Here is a 16,567-nt window from a genome sequence, read left to right as displayed (position 1 = left end):
TCGATCCGGGTCGCCGTCGGATGTCGCTCGGTCGGACCATGGTCCCCGACGCCACCGACACGCGGCCGTGGTGTGTCGCCGGTGGCCGGTACGCTGGGCCCATGTGCGGACGTTTCGTCGTGACCGAATCCACCGAAGAGCTGATCGAGCTCTTCGACATCGACCATGCGGCTGCCGAGCTGCCCGGGCCCTCGTACAACGTGCGCCCGACGGAGCAGATCCCGATCATCCTCGACTCGGCGAAGACGGAGCCGGCGGTCCGGCGTCTCGAATCCGCACGATGGTCGCTCGTGCCGGCGTTCGCCACGGAGCTGAAGAGCCAGTACCCGACCTTCAACGCCCGCTCGGAGGAGATCACCACGAAGCCCACCTTCGCGGACTCGGTCAAGCGGCGTCGTGCGCTCATCCCCGCCGCCGGGTACTACGAATGGCACACCGAGGGGACGGACAAGACGCCGTACTACGTGCAGACGGCCGGCGGCGAGCCGATCGTCTTCGCCGGACTCTACTCGTGGTGGCGGGACCGCTCGCTCCCGGACGACGATCCGAGGCGATGGGTGCTGAGTGCGACCATCCTCACCCGCCCGGCGGTCGGCTCGTTGCAGGGGTTGCACCCGAGGACGCCTGTGACCCTGCCCCCGGAGTGCTGGGACGCCTGGCTCGACCCGCACCATGAGGCGGATCAGGACGACGTCGACGAGATGGTGCTCGCCGCCACCGACGTCGCGGAGCAACTCGTGTTCCACCGTGTCGCCCCGCTGCAGGGCGACGGGCCCGAGCTCATCGTCCCTATCCAGGACTGACCACTTCTTCGCGGATCGGACCCGCGCTCCGATCCGGGGCGGAGCTGTCGGCATCCGGGCTGCGGTGGATCGCCTTGCGGCGGCTCGTGCCGGGGAAACACAAAACCGCCCCTGACGCGAACGTCAGGGGCGGTTCTCGGTGTCTCAGACGCGAGGGCTGGAAAGACCGGCCGCTCGGATCGTCAGCTCCGGCTGATCAGAGAATCAGAGGGGGCGGATGTTCTCAGCCTGCAGGCCCTTGGGGCCCTGGTTGGTCTCGAACTCGACCTTCTGGTTCTCCTCGAGCGAGCGGTAGCCGCTCGTCGCGATGGCGGAGAAGTGTGCGAAGACGTCGGCGCTGCCGTCGTCAGGGGTGATGAATCCGAAGCCCTTTTCGGCGTTGAACCACTTCACAGTTCCAGTTGACATGTATTTCCTCTTTCATGAGTGACCGTTCCCGACTTTCGGGACCGTTCGTCGCGGTGTTCTTTGCTCGCTCCTCAGAAAAGCAGCGTATCCATCGGTGGAAACGCGGCTTGAAATACCTGCGCAACACAACAACTTCGATCCACGTTAGCCCATGTGGGCACGCAAGGGGAACTCAAACAGGTAACGGATTGACGAATTCTGCGACTTTTCCCCGGATCGCCCGTCTTGAGCCGGGGAACCTGTGCGGATCCCGAGATGTGAGGTGATTCCCCAGCCGCCGACCCTAGGCTGAGGCCATCTGCAGAGCTTCCGCTCGACCGAGCGTCCGCTCATCGCCCCCGGCTGGGAAGTCGACACGATTCCTCCGGAGTGCCCATGTCAACTGAAGCCATCCTCGGCCCGGTTCGTGCCACGAGCCCCCGCAAGCCAGGCGCCACGAACGTCACCAGCTCCTACTCGTCGCTGTTGAAGACGGTCCGTGAAGCGGGGCTGCTGCGCCGCCACCGCATGTTCTACATCCTCACGTTCTCGTTCCTCGTGATCGCGCTCCTCGGCTGCGTGACCGGGTTCATCCTGCTGCGAGAGTCCTGGTTCCAGCTCCTCATCGCCGGAGCGCTCGGCATCATCCTGACCCAGTTCGCGTTCCTCGCCCATGAGGCTTCGCACCGTCAGGTCTTCGAGTCCGGTCGTGCGAACGACCGCGCCGGCCGCTTCCTCGCCGCCGGGATCGTCGGCATCAGCTACTCGTGGTGGATGACGAAGCACACGCGTCACCACGCCAATCCGAACCAGGTCACCAAGGACCCCGACATCGAGATCGACACGATCTCCTTCATCGAGGAGGACGCGGCGAAGGCCAAGGGTCTCCAGGCCCTCATCACCCGGAAGCAGGGGTACCTCTTCTTCCCGCTCCTCATGCTCGAGGGCATCAACCTGCACGCGCTGTCCTTCAAGACCCTCTTCGGGCCGGGCAAGGTCGACGGTCGTATCGCGGAGATCAGCATGATCGTCGCCCGCGTCGGCCTGTACCTCGCAGCGATCTTCCTCTTCCTGCCGCTGGGCATGGCGTTCGCGTTCCTCGGTGTCCAGCTCGCCGTCTTCGGCGTCTACATGGGAGCGTCCTTCGCCCCGAACCACAAGGGCATGCCGATCATCCCGGCCGACATGAAGCTCGACTTCCTCCGCAAGCAGGTGTTGACCTCGCGCAACGTCCGCGGCTTCGGCATGGCCACCTTCATGGGCGGCCTCAACTACCAGATTGAGCACCACCTGTTCCCGAGCATGCCCCGACCGGCTCTCGCCCGTGCCCGCGTCATCGTGCGGGAGCACTGCGAGACCCAGCAGGTCCCGTACACCGAGACCACGCTGTTGCAGTCGTACGCCATCGTCATCGAGTACTTGAACCGCGTCGGCCTCTCGGCTCGCGACCCGTTCGACTGCCCGGCGGCGGCGAACTTCCGCCGCCGGTAGTCGGCGCCCGTCAGATCTCGAGGGTGTCGAGCGGGGCGAGCGCGAAGTACCTTCCGCCGCCCTGCTCGGTCGCCCATCGCAGGCGATCGTGCGACATGTTCTGCCCCGGCCCGGACAACACCATCTCGTGCGTCCCGAACGCCCGCTTCGGCGCCACGGCCGTGACGAAGTCCATCCCCTCGGAGATCTTCATCCAGGGGGCCCCGGCCGGTGCTGCGAGGACGTCGACCTCGACCCCCTCCGGCACGGCGAAGGAGTCCCCGGGGTAGTACACCCGGTCGTTGATGAGGACGCCGACGTTGTCGATGACGGGGATCGACGGGTGGATGACCGCGTGGGTGCCGCCGAAGAACCGGAGCGCGAACGGTCCGACCTCGACCCGGTCGCCCGGTGCGACGACGGTGACGTCGTATCCCTCTGCTGCGGCGGCCACGCCGGCAGGACCGTAGACGACGGCCTCGGGACTCGCCGCGAGGATGCGGTCGAGGTGCTCTCCGGTCCAGTGGTCGGGGTGGAGATGCGTGATCAGGACCGCCACGACGTGCTCGACGTCCGCGATCGGCGCCGTGAACGACCCGGGGTCCACGACGAGCTTGGCGCCGTCGGTCTCGAGGAGGAATGCTGAGTGTTCGAACTTCGTCAGTCTCATAGGACGAGTGAATACCGTGCCGGCGTCCAGGGCAACCCGGTCCATCGGGCCTCGCTCGGCCCCGCTCCTGTCAGAATCGGCACGTGACCACGCAGCAACGACGCATCGGCGTCGCCATCAACCCGTCCGCGTCCTTCGGCAAGACCCGAGCGGTCGGCCCGATGGTGCTCGACGCGCTCCGTGCCGCCGGCCACCGGACGGTCCGCCTGGAGGAGGGCGACGTCGAGGGGCTCCGGGTGTCGGTGCGTGCCGCGATCGACGCGGGCCTGGACGCGCTCGTCGTCGTCGGAGGCGACGGGATGGTGAGCCTGGCGGTCGAGGCGGTGCAGGACTCCGGGTTGCCGTTCGGCGTCGTCCCCTCCGGTACGGGGAACGACATCGCCAGAGGCCTCGGCATCCCCTTGGACGACCCCGCGGCGGCCGTCGACCTGGTGGTGGGGGCCTTGGACCGCGAGCCGCGCACCATCGACGCGGGCACCGCGACGGTCGGCGATCGCACGACCTGGTTCGTCGGAGCCGTGTCCGCAGGGTTCGACGCGCTGGTGAACGAGCGGGCGAACCGGATGCGGCGTCCGCGCGGTCGCAGTCGCTACTCCATCGCGATCCTCCGAGAACTCATCGCTCTGCGTCCCCGCCGGTACGACTTGGTGGTCGACGGTGTGGCGGAGTCGGTGGAGGCGGTGCTCCTCGCGGTCGCGAACAACACCTCGATCGGGGGCGGCATGCTGATCGCCCCGCAGGCCGACCTCGCCGACGGACGCTTCGACCTGTTCGTCGTCGCGCCGGTGTCGCGGTCGCGGTTCCTCCGCCTGTTCCCGAAGGTGTTCTCCGGCGCGCACACCGAACTCGACATCGTCCGACTCTCGCGGGTCCGCTCCGTGACGATCGCAGCGGCGGACATCTCGGCATACGCGGACGGGGAACGGATCGGACCCCTCCCGGTGGTGGTCGAAGTGGTGCCGGGGGCGCTCCGAGTCCTCGCCTGAGGCCCGGCGACACAGCCGGGAGCGGTGGTGACACGCCCGCCGGAGGCCTGTCAGGGCGTCGATTTGTACGGCTCGAAATCGTATGGCATACTCATATCCGTTGCTTACGGCCCCATCGTTTAGCGGCCTAGGACACCGCCCTCTCACGGCGGCAGCACGGGTTCAAATCCCGTTGGGGTCACAACACCGAAAAGAAGCCCCGTTCTCCTGTGTCTACAGGGAGCGGGGCTTCTTCGTCGTGGGGTCGAGGGCCTCCCTCGCGATGCCGGGTTCGCGGCGAGGCCGTCCGCTGTTCGGGGAGATGCGAGGCGGCAGCAGGGTTCGCACCGATCTCCGCGGACGTCACTGCGTGCTAGCTTGGCCGGGTGATCGTGAAGCAGAAGCGCCGCGCTCCGGCGACAGCCGCCGTCCTGATCCTCGCCGCCCTGCTGACGGGATGTTCCATCCCGGTCACGGGGGAGCCCGTCGCAGGTGAGGCCGGCCCCGTCATCGACGTCGCCGGCGGGACGGACGACACCCTGCGCAAGGACTTCGACGCGAGCCCGCAGGAGGTCAACGACTATTGGACCGACGACAAGTTCGGTGGCGCGAAGGCCCCCGACCTGAAGCCGGGCGAGGACACCCTCACGGGCGACCAGGCCACCGGCGTGGTCGTGCACCCGAGCACCGGGGTCGGCCCTGACGTCGACGTCAAGGCCATCGCGCCGACTGCCGCGGGCGATCCCTACCCGGCGACGGGGCTCGCCGCAGCGACGCAGGGGCGCCTCTACTTCTCCATCGGTGGTGCCACCTACGTCTGCTCCGCGAGCGTCGTCAACGCGCCGACCATGGACCTCGTGCTGACCGCGGGTCACTGCGTGTGGGACACCTACGGCAAGCAGCTCGCCGAGAACATCATCTTCATCCCGGCCGACGCGGCCAACGGTCAGACCCAGCCGTACGGCCAGTGGGCGGGTGTCAGCACCTACGTCCCCGACGAGTTCACCAGTGAGGCGACCTCCGACGCCAGCGGCGCGACGAGCGGGAACGGCTGGGCGTACGACTTCGCCTTCATCCGGCTCGCTCCGAACGCGTCGGGTCAGAAGATCCAGGAGGTCACCGGCGGTCAGGGCATCTCCTTCGGAACCCCGCCGGAAGGCATCACCGTGATCGGGTACCCGTCCGCCGCTCCGTTCGACGGCCAGTCGCAGCGGTACTGCGCGAGCCAGGCGGCCACCAAGGGCTACTCGGGCTACCGGGTCGACTGCCTCATGACGCCGGGATGTTCGGGTGGCGGCTGGCTCACCAGGCTCGACCCCGCCACCGGCGCCGGGTACGTCACCTCCGTCACCTCCCGCGGCGACGGATCCTGGCTCGAGGGCCCGGTCCTCGGCCAGCGGGCGCTCACGCTCTACAACGACGCTCTGGCGGAGGGATCGTGACCGCCCACCTGCGGACGACGCCACGCACCGGGTCGATCCGCCTCCTCGTCATCGCCGGCGGGGCCGCACTCGCTTTGACCGCGTGTACGACGCCAGGCTCGGCATTCCCCGACGCAGCCGCCCAGCAGAGCTACATGCAGGATCTCGCCGAGGCCAGGTTCGAACTCCTCGCCGCCCAGATCGGCCAGGCGCCGGACGTCATCGGGTCTGCTTACGTACACGCCGTCTCCGGCGACCTCGAGTCGCACGAGAACGACTCGGTGGTCCTGTTCGGTGACCCGACCGCCTCGTTCAGCCAGGACAAGGGTTCGGCCGACGGCAACACGGTCGACATCTACCACCCGGCGGGCGTGGACTACGACCTGCTCCTCCTGGGGGGTGAGCTCAAAGAACTCGCTCCGACGGAGTGGGTGGCCGTCCAGACGCAGTACGCGGCGGACGAGGACACGGAGGGTTCGCTCGGGCCCGCGTGCGTCTACCCCGGGATCTCGATCGCGTGCGACATCTACACGGCGGTCGAAGCGACCCGCAGCGCCAAGGAGGGGGTGCCCAGCAGCGTCGTCGTCTCGATGCGAAACGACGGGTCCTCGCAGATCTCGACGAGCGCGACCCTCGAGAGCGTGCTGGCGGTCGGGACGCTCTTCGACCTGCCGGACGATGTCGTCTCCTCGTTCAGCGAGGACGAGCTGGCGACGCAGTTGCCGGTCACGATCTTCCAGAACGCGGAGGGCGGGCTCGTGAAGATGGAGCTGAGCGGAACGGTCGACGGTGACACCCCGCTGCAGCTGCAAGCCGGCTTCGAGGTGTCGGGGACGTCGACCCTCGAGGACGTGCCCACGTCACCATCAGGATTCGACACGACGGTGATCCCGGCGGCCGATCAGGCCGCGTTCTGGGATCGGATCGAGGAGTTGCGGAAATGACCGACGACCAGAAGCCCGAGAACCTCGGAAGACCCCCGGTCGGCGGACCGCTGCGACCGGACCAGCAGCCACCCGGGTTCCCCGACCCGAACGCACCGCGTCTCGAGTTCGGACCGGGAAGCCCGCAGCTGCAGACGCCGCCGACGAACGGCACCGCGCAGCACGGCCAGCACGGTCCGTCCCAGGCCGGACCCACGCAGAACGGTCAGGGCGGTCCGTCTCAGGGCGGCCCCGCCCAGAACGGCACGCCCGGGAACAGTTCGTCGTCCGGATCGCCGTCGTACCCGAACGGGCGGCCGAACGGCGCCCCGGGGCAGCAGCCCACCGGTTCTCCGCAGACGAACCAGGGTCAGCAGGCCGCACCCGACGCGGGCGGGCGGCCGTGGCCTCAGCAGGGGCCGCCGTCGGGCGCTCCCGCTGGTCGGCCGCCGGCTCAGGGACAGCAGCAGGGTCCGGACGGATACCGTCCTCCGGCGCCCTACGGTCAGTCCGGCCAGGGCCAGCAGCCGTCGCAGCCCAACCAGCCGCACGGGGGACCGCAGGCACGTCCGACGGGTGCGCCGAACGGCCAGCAGGGCAACCAGCCGTTCGGTCAGGGGCGTCCTCCGGGACCCCAGCCCTTCGGGCCGGGACAGGCCCAGCACCCGGGCGCTCTGTTCCCGGCAGGGCAGCCGCAGGGTCCGCAGCAGCAGGGGCCGTCTCAGCGACCCGGGCAGCAGCAGCTCGGTCCGTCCACGGGCCCGTTCCGTCCCGGGCCAGAGTACGGCGGCCCGGCCCAGCAGTCCGCCTCGACGCCGAAGGCGCCACGCAAGCCGCTCGGCCGCAAACTCTGGACCGGTGTCGTCATCGGTGCCGTGGCGGCGTCACTCATCGCGGTGCCGCTCACCCTGCTGTCGGTCGGCCGCCTGTTCACCCCGATGCTCGACCGCGGGGCGGTGCAGACCGGCGTGGCCGAGGTGCTCAAGCAGGACTTCGGGTTGGCCGACGTCGAGAAGGTGGAGTGCCCGAGCGACCAGCCGGCCACGACCGGGACACAGTTCGAATGCACCTTCTCCTACAACGCGAAGAGCTACCCGGTGGCCGTCGAGGTCATCAACGATCAGGGGCAGTACCGCGTCGGGGTCGACGCGCCGAAGTAGGGGATCGGGGCGTCGGTGGCCCGGCTCCAGGGCCAGGCCGGGCGTGTCCAGGGTGGTACGCTGGGCCCATGCTGTCCGGGCTGCTCCTCCTTCCATGCCGCGACGAGGCCTAGACCCAGGCTCCCTCGTCGCGGAGGTCGCTGACGCCTGTCCACTCATCGTTTGAAGGAATTCCACGACATGTCGCAGCTGAACGCCGATCCGTCCATCCCGAGCATCCCCGAGCACCCGCGGACGCTGGCCGAGAAGGTCTGGGACGACCATCTCGTCGTCAAGGGCGAGGACGGCACGCCCGACCTCATCTACATCGACCTGCACCTCGTCCACGAGGTGACGAGCCCGCAGGCGTTCGACGGGCTGCGCCTGGCCGACCGCCCGCTCCGCCGCGTGGACCTCACGATCGCGACCGAAGACCACAACACGCCCACGCTCGCGATCGACAAGCCGATCGCCGACCTCACGAGCCGGACGCAGATCGAGACGCTGCGGCGGAACGCAGCGGAGTTCGGCGTCCGCATCCACTCGCTCGGCGACCTCGATCAGGGCATCGTGCACGTCGTCGGCCCGCAGCTCGGCCTCACCATGCCGGGGATCACGGTCGTCTGCGGTGATTCGCACACCTCCACGCACGGCGCGTTCGGCGCGATGGCCTTCGGCATCGGCACGAGCGAGGTCGAGCACGTCATGGCGACCCAGACCCTTCCGCTGAAGCCGTTCAAGACCATGGCGATCACCGTCGAGGGCACCTTGCGTCCCGGCGTCACCGCGAAGGACATCATCCTCGCCGTGATCGCGAAGATCGGCACCGGCGGCGGGCAGGGGTACGTGCTCGAGTACCGCGGTTCCGCGATCCGTGCGCTCTCGATGGAGGGGCGCATGACGATCTGCAACATGTCGATCGAAGCGGGAGCACGTGCCGGCATGGTCGCCCCCGACCAGACCACCTACGACTACCTGCAGGGTCGCCCGCACGCGCCGACCGGAGCCGACTGGGACGAGGCCGTCGCCTACTGGGACACCCTCGCGACCGATGAGGGCGCCGCCTTCGACGCCGAGGTCTTCCTCGACGCGGACACCCTCGAGCCGTTCGTCACCTGGGGCACCAACCCCGGACAGGGCGTCTCGCTGAGCGAGAACGTGCCGGACCCCGCCGCCATCGCCGACCCGAACGAACGGTCGGCCGCCGAGCGCGCCCTGGAGTACATGGCCCTCGAGGCCGGTACGCCGATGAAGGACATCCCGGTCGACGCCGTCTTCATGGGTTCCTGCACGAACAGCCGCATCGAGGACCTCCGGGCGTTCGCGTCCATCATCGAAGGCCGCACGAAGGCCGAGGGTGTGCGGGTCATGGTCGTCCCCGGGTCGGCTCGCGTGCGGATCGAGGCGGAGGCCGAGGGCCTCGACAAGATCATCACCGATTTCGGCGCGGAGTGGCGCTTCGCCGGGTGCTCCATGTGCCTCGGCATGAACCCCGACCAGCTCGCCCCGGGCGAACGCTGTGCGTCCACCTCCAACCGCAACTTCGAGGGTCGTCAGGGCAAGGGCGGTCGGACGCACCTCGTCTCGCCGCTCGTCGCCGCCGCCACCGCCATCCGCGGAACGCTCTCCAGCCCCGCCGATCTGGAGGTCGGCCCCGGCAGACACGCGGCGACCGAGCAGGAAGGCGTGCACGCCTGATGGACAAGTTCACGACCGTCACCGGCGTCGCAGCACCGTTGCGCCGCTCCAACGTCGACACCGACCAGATCATCCCCGCCGTCTACCTGAAGCGCGTCACGAAGACGGGCTTCGAGGACGCGCTGTTCGCCGGGTGGCGTCAGGACCCGGACTTCGTGCTCAACCAGCCGGCCTACCAGGGCGCGAGCATCCTCGTCGCCGGGCACGACTTCGGGACGGGCTCCTCGCGCGAGCACGCCGTGTGGGCGCTCCGCGACTTCGGCTTCACCGTCGTCGTGTCGTCCCGCTTCGGCGACATCTTCCGCGGCAACTCGGGGAAGCAGGGGTTGCTTGCGGCCCAGGTCACCGAGGAGGAGCTGGAACACCTCTGGGCGGCGATCGAGGCGACACCGGGCTCCGACACCGTCGTCAACCTCATCGACCGCACGATCACGGTCGGCGATCTCACGGTTTCGTTCGAGGTCGACGATTACACTCGGTGGCGGCTCATCGAAGGACTCGATGACATCGGGTTGACGCTCCGTAGCGAGGAGCAGATCACCGCATTCGAAGCCCGGCGGCCCAACTGGCTGCCCCGCACCATTCCCGTCAAGTAGCAAGGCAGTAGGTACCGGTTTGAATTCACTCGTCCAGGCGTCACAGGCGGCAGGCTCGTCGGTCGGACTCGATGTCGACCGCATCACGATCAACGGCGGCATCCCGCTCACCGGCCGGATCGAGGTCAAGGGTGCCAAGAACCTCGTGACCAAGGCCATGGTGGCGTCGCTGCTCGGGGAGAACGTCAGCGTCCTGCGCAACGTGCCGAACATCAGCGACGTCCGCGTCGTCCGGTCGCTGCTCGAGATCCACGGCGTCGACGTCACCGAGGGGGAGAACCCCAACGAGCTCCGCCTCGACCCGACGAACGTCGAGTCCGCGCACATGGAGGAGATCGACGCACACGCCGGCTTCTCACGGATCCCGATCCTGTTCTGCGGCCCGCTGCTGCACCGCCTCGGCGCGGCCTTCATCCCGGACCTCGGTGGCTGCCGCATCGGCGACCGTCCGATCGACTTCCACCTCGACGCGCTCCGGAAGTTCGGCGCGGTCGTCGAGAAGCTCCCGCAGGGCATCCGGCTCTCGGCACCCAACGGTCTCCACGGCACGACGGTGCACCTGCCCTACCCGAGCGTCGGCGCGACGGAGCAGGTGCTCCTCACCGCGGTCCGCGCGAAGGGCACGACGGAGCTCAAGGGCGCCGCGATCGAACCCGAGATCATGGATCTCATCGCGGTCCTCCAGAAGATGGGCGCGATCATCTCCTACGAGCCCAACCGCGTCATCCTCATCGAGGGCGTGGACAAGCTCGAGGGCTACGACCACACGGCGATCGGCGACCGCAACGAAGCCGCGAGCTGGGCATCGGCGGCCCTGGCCACCGACGGTGACGTGTTCGTCGGCGGGGCGAAGCAGCAGGACATGATGACGTTCCTCAACATCTTCCGGAAGGCGGGCGGCGGGTTCGACATCACCGACGACGGCATCCGCTTCTACCGCAAGGAGGAGTTGAAGCCCGTCGTCATCGAGACCGACGTGCACCCCGGCTTCATGACGGACTGGCAGCAGCCACTGATCGTGGCACTGACGCAGGCCAAGGGTGAGTCCATCGTCCACGAGACCGTGTACGAGAACCGCTTCGGCTTCACGGACGCGCTCAACACGATGGGCGCGAACATCGTCGTGCACCCGAACGGACTGTCCGGCACGCCCCGACGGGTGCCTCGTCGCAACCTCGAGCAGGCCGCCGTCATCAACGGACCGACGCCGCTGCACGGCGCCGACATCGAGGTCCCCGACCTCCGCGGTGGCTTCAGCCACCTCATCGCGGCGCTGACGGCGGAGGGCAAGTCCACGGTCAGCAACGTCGGCATCATCAGCCGCGGGTACGAGAACTTCATCGTCAAGCTCCAGCAGCTCGGTGCTGACTTCGTCCTCGAAACGAAGTAGTCCGCTGTGGGGGTGGAGCGGTCGAGACCGTCGATCTACTGGCTGTTGTCGTCGATAGCTATCCCGCCGTTCAGTGTCCTCGTCAAGCTGCGGATCCGGCACGGGGAACGACTGCCGCAGGAGGGTGCTTTCATCCTGGCGCCCAACCACGACAGCGAGTTCGACCCGTTGATCATGGGTGCCGCCGTCTGGCGGCTCGGCAGGCAGCCCCGCTTCATGGCCAAGGGCAGCTTGTTCCGCGTCCCGGTCGTCGGCTGGCTCCTCAGCCGGTCGGGGCAGATCCCGGTGGAACGCGAGGGTTCGGCCAGGGGCATGGATCCGGTGAGCGCCGCAGCGCACCTCGCCCGTCGCGGTCAAGGCGTCATCGTGTACCCGGAGGGGTCGCTCACCCGCGACCCGGGGCTGTGGCCCATGCGCGGACGCACGGGCGCTGCGCGGATCGCCCTCACCCACGGGCTGCCGATCATCCCCGCGGCGCACTGGGGTACGCAGGAGGTCATGCCGCGGTACGGCAAGCTGCGGGTGTTCCCGCTGAGGAAGCGCGTCGACGTCGCCATCGGTGAGCCGGTGGACCTCTCGGCGTTCGCGGGCCGGCCGCTAGACTCGAAGACGCTGAACGAGGCGACCGAGGTCGTCATGCAGGCCATCACCGCCCTCTGCGAGGAACTCCGCGGTGCCCAGGCTCCCACGGAGCGCTGGGACCCCTCCAAACACCAGCAGAAGGAGACGGGCCGCTTTGAGTCCTAGGAACGTTCCGGCGACGCCGGCCGCCACGAAGGTCGCGGTCCTCGGAGCGGGCAGCTGGGGCACGACCTTCGGCAAGATCCTCGCGGACGGCGGTTCCGACGTGGTCATGTGGGCCAGACGACCCGAACTCGCCCGCGAGATCACGGAGGCGAAGCGCAACAGCGACTACCTGCCCGGCATCAACCTGCCGATGCGGATGACGGCCACGGCGAGCATGGTCGACGCCGTGCGCGGGGCTGCGGTTGTGTTCCTGTCGGTTCCGAGTCAGTCCCTGCGGGACAACCTCATCGCGCTCCGCCCGCACCTCGAGGAGGGCACGATCGTGGTGTCGCTCATGAAGGGTGTGGAGCGACGCAGCGGCTCGCGCATGAGCGAGGTCATCCGGGAGACGCTCGACATCGACCCCTCGCGCATCGCCGTCGCCTCCGGCCCGAACCTCGCCCTCGAGATCGCCCGTGAGCAGCCGACCGCGGCGGTCATCTCCTCGGAGAGTCTCGAGACCGCGCAGACGGTCGCGCTGTTGGCGCGCAACCGCTACTTCCGCAGCTTCGTCAACACCGACGTGATCGGGACCGAGTTCGGCGGGGTCCTGAAGAACCTCATCGCCGTGGCGATCGGCATCGTCGACGGCGTCGGCTACGGCGAGAACACGAAGGCGTCCATCATCACGCGAGGGCTGGTCGAGATGACCGACTTCGCGGTCGCCCACGGCGCCCAGCCCGAGACCCTGTCGGGCCTGGCCGGGCTCGGCGACCTCATCGCCACCTGCCAGTCCCCGTTGTCCCGCAACAACACGGCGGGCCGACTGCTCGGGCAGGGATATCAGTTCGACGACGTCGTCAAGCAGATGCAGCAGACGGCCGAGGGCCTCGCCTCCGTCGCCCCGGTCCTCGAGCTGGCCCGCGCGAAGGGTGTGGCGATGCCCATCGTCGAACAGGTCAAGCAGGTGCTCGACGGCACGCTCGACCCGAAGGACATCGCTCCACACTTGACGACCGACGACGACGAACCCCAGGGGGAGAGAAGCAACGATGACGCACAAGACCGGAGTGGTGGTGCTCTTTGGAGGCCGTTCAAGCGAGCACTCGATCAGCTGCGCAACGGCGGGCGGCGTCCTCGCGGCGATCGACCGTGAACGATACGACGTCTACCCGGTCGGCATAGCCCACGACGGGTCCTACGTCCTCGAGGTCGACGACCCGAGCCGGTACGCGCTCGATCCGGAGCACCTTCCGGAGGTCGACGCCTCGCGTCCCGCCGTGCGGTGGCCTGATCGGATCGGCTCCCGCGAGCTGACCGTCGTCGGCCCCGACGGTGTCGAGTCGACGCTCGGACCGATCGACATCGTCTTCCCGATCCTCCATGGCCGGTTCGGCGAGGACGGGACCGTGCAGGGGATGCTGGAGCTCGTCGACCTGCCGTACGTCGGGTCGGGGGTGTTGGCGTCGTCGCTCGGGATGGACAAGCACTTCACGAAGACCGTGCTCGAAGCCGCGGGCATCGCCGTCGCCCCCTGGGTCCGGTTCTCCGCCTACGAGTGGGCGTCCGCACCGGAGCAGGTCCTGTCCTCACTCGGTTCCCTGGGGCTTCCGGCCTTCGTGAAGCCGGCTCGCGCCGGATCAAGTGTCGGTGTCTCGAAGGTGTCCTCGCCCGAGGCGTTCGCCGCTGCGATCGAGGTCGCCCTCGCCGAGGACTCGACGGTGCTCGTCGAGACCGGCCTCGTCGGGCGAGAGGTCGAGTGTGCCGTCCTGGAGTCGCTGCCCGGCATTGCTCCGCGGGTGTCCGTGGCCGGCGAGGTCGTCATCACCGGACGTGACTTCTACGACTTCGCGGCCAAGTACCTGGACGCCCCCGGCATCGAGCTGGTCTGCCCCGCCGACATCCCCGACGCGCAGCTCGCCGAGATGCAGGACCTCGCGCGGCGGTCGTTCGACGCCCTCGGGTGCGCGGGGCTCGCGCGGGTCGACTTCTTCCTGACCGCAGACGGCTTCGTCGTCAACGAGGTGAACACCATGCCCGGCTTCACACCGATCTCGATGTTCCCGAGCTGCTGGCTCGCCTCGGGGCTCAGCTATCCGGAACTCATCACCGAGTTGATCGAGGTCGCGCGCGCCAGGTCGTGACCGTGCGGGTGCCCTCGGGCGTCGGCCTTCGGTGTCAGCCGTCAGTGGGGATCGGCAGCTCGGCGTCGCCGAGGGCCGTGCACTTGCCCGTGATGGGCAGGACCGAGACGGCCGGCGCGAGGTCGGCGAGCACGGTGCTGCTGGCGACGGCGTCTCCGTCGAGCACGATCTCGACCGCGGGGGTGCGGCCGAAGGTCGTGAAGCGGTAGCGCGGCGCGTCGCTGTCGTCGATGATCCAGTCGACCCCGTTCACCGACTGGCATTGCTGCGTGGTGGGGCCGGGGATGGCGACGCCGCAGTGCAGGAGGACGGCCGACGGGTCGCCCCAGGCGCCGGTGGCCTGTGCGTCGGTCGTGCGCTCCGGGAGCTCGGCCACCACGTCGGGGAGGCGCACCGTCACCTCGGCGCACTGTGGGTTGTTCGCGTCGTCGGCTGGTTCGAGCGCGACGGCGGGGGCACAGCCGGCGAGGGCGAGGGCGGCGACCGCGGCGAGGGCGGCGGCCAGGAGGGCGCGGGTCGGGGACATCGCACACCAGGCTACCGTTGATCCCATGAACGAGTCTGGGAGTGCCTCCGGCGCTGGTGCGATGCACGGGACGTCCGTCGGTGACCTGGCTGAGGGCGAGCTGCTCGAACGGATCTTCCCCCGCCTGCCGCACGCGGAGGCCGAACTCCTCGGGCCAGGCGATGACGCAGCGGTCGTGCAGGCGCCGGATGGCCGGTTCGTCGTGACGACGGACACGATGATCCACGGCCCGGACTTCCGGCTGGCGTGGTCGAGCGGCCATGACCTGGGCTGGAAGGCCGCGGCCAGCAACCTCGCCGACGTCGCCGCCATGGGTGCCAGGCCCACGGCCCTCGTGGTGGCGTTGGCGATGCCGAAGCACCTGCCGGTCGCCGTCCTCGACGGGTTCGCCGAGGGCCTCCGCGACGCCTGCTCCGCCCTCGCGCCGGGATGTGGCGTCGTCGGTGGTGATCTGGCCGTCTCGGACGTGTTCATGATTGCGGTGACGGCGTTCGGGGACCTGGAGGGCAGAGCTCCCGTCCGACGCGATGGCGCGCAGGTCGGTGACACCGTCGCGGTCGCCGGGGAGCTGGGCGCGGCGGCGGCCGGCCTCCGGCTGCTGTTCGATCGGGCGGTCGACGAGGCGGGAGTCCCGTCGGCGGAGGCTGCAGCCGTGCTGCGCGTGGAGCATCGGGCCCTGGTCGAGGCGCAGCTGGCCCCGCGTCCACCGATCGGTGCCGGCGTCGTCGCGGCCGTCGAGGGAGCCACGGCGATGCTCGACCTCTCCGACGGCCTCGCTTTGGACGCCGGCCGTCTCGCTCGGGCGAGTGGTGTCGCAATCGACCTGCGGAGCGACGCGCTGGGCGCCGACGCCGCGCTCGCCCTGTCCGGCGGAGAGGACCACGCGCTGCTGGCGACCTTCCCAGCGTCGGGCAGTGTCCCTGCCGGGTTCCGCGTCATCGGCACGGTGCGACCGGGGGCCGGTGTCCTGGTGGACGGCAGGCTCTACGACGGCGACGCGGGATGGGACCCGTATCGCGACTGGGACGACGCCGCCGGCTGAGGTGCGGCGTCGACGGCCTCGGTGGGACGGATCAGGCCGGAACGATCCACCAGATGAGGGTCTCGCCGTAGGTGCTCTTCCGCAACATCTCGAGCTCGGCGGGGAGCGTGGGTTCCGGCGACCGGGAGCTGCGTTCCACGAGGATCAGAGCGTCCTCTGCCACGAGGCCGACGAGTGCCGCCAGGTTGGCGGTGAGCTCGGCCTCGGGCAGGTCGTAGGGCGGATCGATGAACACGAGGTCGGACGGGACCGTCGCCCCCGCCAGGTAGGCGCCGACCGACTTCGCCTGCACCGTGATCCGTGGAGCCGCGCCACGAGGGGCCGCCGACGTCACGATCCTGGCGTTGTCGCGGCACAGCTTCGCGGCCTCCGAAGACCGGTCGACCAAGGTGACCACGGTCGCGCCCCGACTCGCGCACTCGAGTCCGAGGGACCCGGATCCGGCGTAGAGGTCGAGCACCTCGGCCCCGGCGATGACGTCGCGGGCCTCCAGCGCCGAGAAGAGCGCTTCGCGCACGCGATCGCTCGTGGGTCGTGTCCCGCTGCCCGGAACCCGGATCGTGCGTGATCCCGCGAAACCCGAGATGATCCTGATGCCGGCCATGGATCCATCCTCGCAGGCTGCACGGGACGAGGCGAACCGTCGGTGTCCGAGGTGCCGAATAGA

General features: G+C 69.1%; 17 protein-coding genes and 1 tRNA gene. 14 read left to right on the top strand and 4 right to left on the bottom strand.

Annotated features, from left to right (window positions below; all coding sequences use genetic code 11):
• Positions 1 to 101 precede the first annotated feature (101 nt).
• Positions 102 to 803, top strand: coding sequence for an SOS response-associated peptidase (locus tag QRN27_RS01765; RefSeq protein ID WP_285040493.1), 702 nt, complete (start codon positions 102 to 104; stop codon positions 801 to 803).
• 204 nt (positions 804 to 1,007) lie between these two features.
• On the opposite strand, the gene QRN27_RS01760 is transcribed toward QRN27_RS01765, so the two are convergent.
• Entirely contained in the window at positions 1,008 to 1,211 is a 204-nt protein-coding gene (locus QRN27_RS01760; RefSeq protein WP_056006986.1) for a cold-shock protein, read from the bottom strand.
• A gap of 375 nt (positions 1,212 to 1,586) precedes the next feature.
• Between QRN27_RS01760 and QRN27_RS01755 the strand changes: the two genes are divergently transcribed.
• Positions 1,587 to 2,681, top strand: coding sequence for a fatty acid desaturase family protein (locus tag QRN27_RS01755; RefSeq protein WP_285040492.1), 1,095 nt, complete (start codon positions 1,587 to 1,589; stop codon positions 2,679 to 2,681).
• A gap of 10 nt (positions 2,682 to 2,691) precedes the next feature.
• Here QRN27_RS01755 and QRN27_RS01750 read toward each other — a convergent pair whose 3' ends face one another.
• Positions 2,692 to 3,330 (bottom strand): MBL fold metallo-hydrolase, encoded by a 639-nt coding sequence (locus QRN27_RS01750; RefSeq protein WP_285040491.1) that lies wholly within the window; start codon positions 3,328 to 3,330, stop codon positions 2,692 to 2,694.
• Between the two features lie 83 nt (positions 3,331 to 3,413).
• On the opposite strand from QRN27_RS01750, the gene QRN27_RS01745 reads away from it, so the two are divergent.
• The 11 genes from QRN27_RS01745 (at position 3,414) to QRN27_RS01695 (ending at position 14,332) form a co-directional block, all read left to right on the top strand.
• Positions 3,414 to 4,316 (top strand): diacylglycerol/lipid kinase family protein, encoded by a 903-nt coding sequence (locus QRN27_RS01745; RefSeq protein ID WP_285040490.1) that lies wholly within the window; start codon positions 3,414 to 3,416, stop codon positions 4,314 to 4,316.
• 108 nt (positions 4,317 to 4,424) lie between these two features.
• Positions 4,425 to 4,497: transfer RNA gene (locus QRN27_RS01740), tRNA-Glu, on the top strand.
• Positions 4,498 to 4,681: 184 nt separating this feature from the next.
• Positions 4,682 to 5,737: a trypsin-like serine peptidase gene (locus QRN27_RS01735; RefSeq protein WP_285040489.1), complete on the top strand. Its 1,056-nt coding sequence runs from the start codon at positions 4,682 to 4,684 to the stop codon at positions 5,735 to 5,737.
• Positions 5,734 to 6,660, top strand: a complete 927-nt coding sequence (locus QRN27_RS01730) for a hypothetical protein (RefSeq protein ID WP_285040488.1) — start codon at positions 5,734 to 5,736, stop codon at positions 6,658 to 6,660. Before QRN27_RS01735 ends, QRN27_RS01730 begins: the two co-directional genes overlap by 4 nt.
• The gene (locus tag QRN27_RS01725) at positions 6,657 to 7,799 is read left to right on the top strand and encodes a DUF4333 domain-containing protein (RefSeq protein WP_285040487.1); all 1,143 of its coding nucleotides are present in this window, start codon (positions 6,657 to 6,659) and stop codon (positions 7,797 to 7,799) included. The genes QRN27_RS01730 and QRN27_RS01725 overlap by 4 nt, the downstream gene beginning before the upstream one ends.
• Before the next feature lie 180 nt (positions 7,800 to 7,979).
• Positions 7,980 to 9,476, top strand: a complete 1,497-nt coding sequence (leuC, locus tag QRN27_RS01720; protein ID WP_056778120.1) for a 3-isopropylmalate dehydratase large subunit — start codon at positions 7,980 to 7,982, stop codon at positions 9,474 to 9,476.
• Positions 9,476 to 10,072, top strand: a complete 597-nt coding sequence (gene leuD / locus QRN27_RS01715; RefSeq protein ID WP_285040486.1) for a 3-isopropylmalate dehydratase small subunit — start codon at positions 9,476 to 9,478, stop codon at positions 10,070 to 10,072. The genes leuC and leuD overlap by 1 nt, the downstream gene beginning before the upstream one ends.
• Before the next feature lie 19 nt (positions 10,073 to 10,091).
• A complete protein-coding gene (murA, locus tag QRN27_RS01710) occupies positions 10,092 to 11,462 on the top strand; it encodes a UDP-N-acetylglucosamine 1-carboxyvinyltransferase (protein WP_056006959.1) in 1,371 nt (456 codons plus the stop codon).
• 6 nt (positions 11,463 to 11,468) lie between these two features.
• The gene (locus tag QRN27_RS01705; RefSeq protein WP_285040485.1) at positions 11,469 to 12,209 is read left to right on the top strand and encodes a lysophospholipid acyltransferase family protein; all 741 of its coding nucleotides are present in this window, start codon (positions 11,469 to 11,471) and stop codon (positions 12,207 to 12,209) included.
• Positions 12,199 to 13,344: an NAD(P)H-dependent glycerol-3-phosphate dehydrogenase gene (locus QRN27_RS01700; protein WP_056778115.1), complete on the top strand. Its 1,146-nt coding sequence runs from the start codon at positions 12,199 to 12,201 to the stop codon at positions 13,342 to 13,344. Before QRN27_RS01705 ends, QRN27_RS01700 begins: the two co-directional genes overlap by 11 nt.
• On the top strand, positions 13,241 to 14,332 hold the full coding sequence (locus tag QRN27_RS01695) for a D-alanine--D-alanine ligase family protein (protein WP_285040484.1): 1,092 nt from the start codon (positions 13,241 to 13,243) through the stop codon (positions 14,330 to 14,332). Before QRN27_RS01700 ends, QRN27_RS01695 begins: the two co-directional genes overlap by 104 nt.
• Positions 14,333 to 14,366: 34 nt before the next feature.
• On the opposite strand, the gene QRN27_RS01690 is transcribed toward QRN27_RS01695, so the two are convergent.
• The gene (locus QRN27_RS01690) at positions 14,367 to 14,858 is read right to left on the bottom strand and encodes a DUF3515 family protein (RefSeq protein WP_285040483.1); all 492 of its coding nucleotides are present in this window, start codon (positions 14,856 to 14,858) and stop codon (positions 14,367 to 14,369) included.
• A gap of 25 nt (positions 14,859 to 14,883) precedes the next feature.
• Between QRN27_RS01690 and thiL the strand changes: the two genes are divergently transcribed.
• On the top strand, positions 14,884 to 15,900 hold the full coding sequence (thiL, locus tag QRN27_RS01685; RefSeq protein WP_285040482.1) for a thiamine-phosphate kinase: 1,017 nt from the start codon (positions 14,884 to 14,886) through the stop codon (positions 15,898 to 15,900).
• A gap of 31 nt (positions 15,901 to 15,931) precedes the next feature.
• Here thiL and rsmD read toward each other — a convergent pair whose 3' ends face one another.
• Positions 15,932 to 16,504, bottom strand: coding sequence for a 16S rRNA (guanine(966)-N(2))-methyltransferase RsmD (gene rsmD / locus QRN27_RS01680; protein ID WP_285040481.1), 573 nt, complete (start codon positions 16,502 to 16,504; stop codon positions 15,932 to 15,934).
• Positions 16,505 to 16,567: the final 63 nt, after the last annotated feature.

The sequence above is a fragment of the Plantibacter sp. LMC-P-059a genome, from assembly GCF_030209505.1.
GTDB lineage: Bacteria > Actinomycetota > Actinomycetes > Actinomycetales > Microbacteriaceae > Plantibacter.
This window is presented reverse-complemented; position numbering and strand designations above follow the sequence as displayed.

Bases quoted from the DNA above. Each gene is read 5' to 3' on its own strand.
- QRN27_RS01725 (WP_285040487.1), top strand. From the start codon at position 6,657: ATGACCGACGACCAGAAGCCCGAGAACCTCGGAAGACCCCCGGTCGGC.
- QRN27_RS01750 (WP_285040491.1), bottom strand. From the start codon at position 3,330: ATGAGACTGACGAAGTTCGAACACTCAGCATTCCTCCTCGAGACCGAC.
- thiL (WP_285040482.1), top strand. From the start codon at position 14,884: ATGAACGAGTCTGGGAGTGCCTCCGGCGCTGGTGCGATGCACGGGACG.
- QRN27_RS01760 (WP_056006986.1), bottom strand. From the start codon at position 1,211: ATGTCAACTGGAACTGTGAAGTGGTTCAACGCCGAAAAGGGCTTCGGA.
- QRN27_RS01765 (WP_285040493.1), top strand. From the start codon at position 102: ATGTGCGGACGTTTCGTCGTGACCGAATCCACCGAAGAGCTGATCGAG.
- QRN27_RS01755 (WP_285040492.1), top strand. From the start codon at position 1,587: ATGTCAACTGAAGCCATCCTCGGCCCGGTTCGTGCCACGAGCCCCCGC.
- leuD (WP_285040486.1), top strand. From the start codon at position 9,476: ATGGACAAGTTCACGACCGTCACCGGCGTCGCAGCACCGTTGCGCCGC.
- leuC (WP_056778120.1), top strand. From the start codon at position 7,980: ATGTCGCAGCTGAACGCCGATCCGTCCATCCCGAGCATCCCCGAGCAC.
- QRN27_RS01690 (WP_285040483.1), bottom strand. From the start codon at position 14,858: ATGTCCCCGACCCGCGCCCTCCTGGCCGCCGCCCTCGCCGCGGTCGCC.
- QRN27_RS01695 (WP_285040484.1), top strand. From the start codon at position 13,241: ATGACGCACAAGACCGGAGTGGTGGTGCTCTTTGGAGGCCGTTCAAGC.
- rsmD (WP_285040481.1), bottom strand. From the start codon at position 16,504: ATGGCCGGCATCAGGATCATCTCGGGTTTCGCGGGATCACGCACGATC.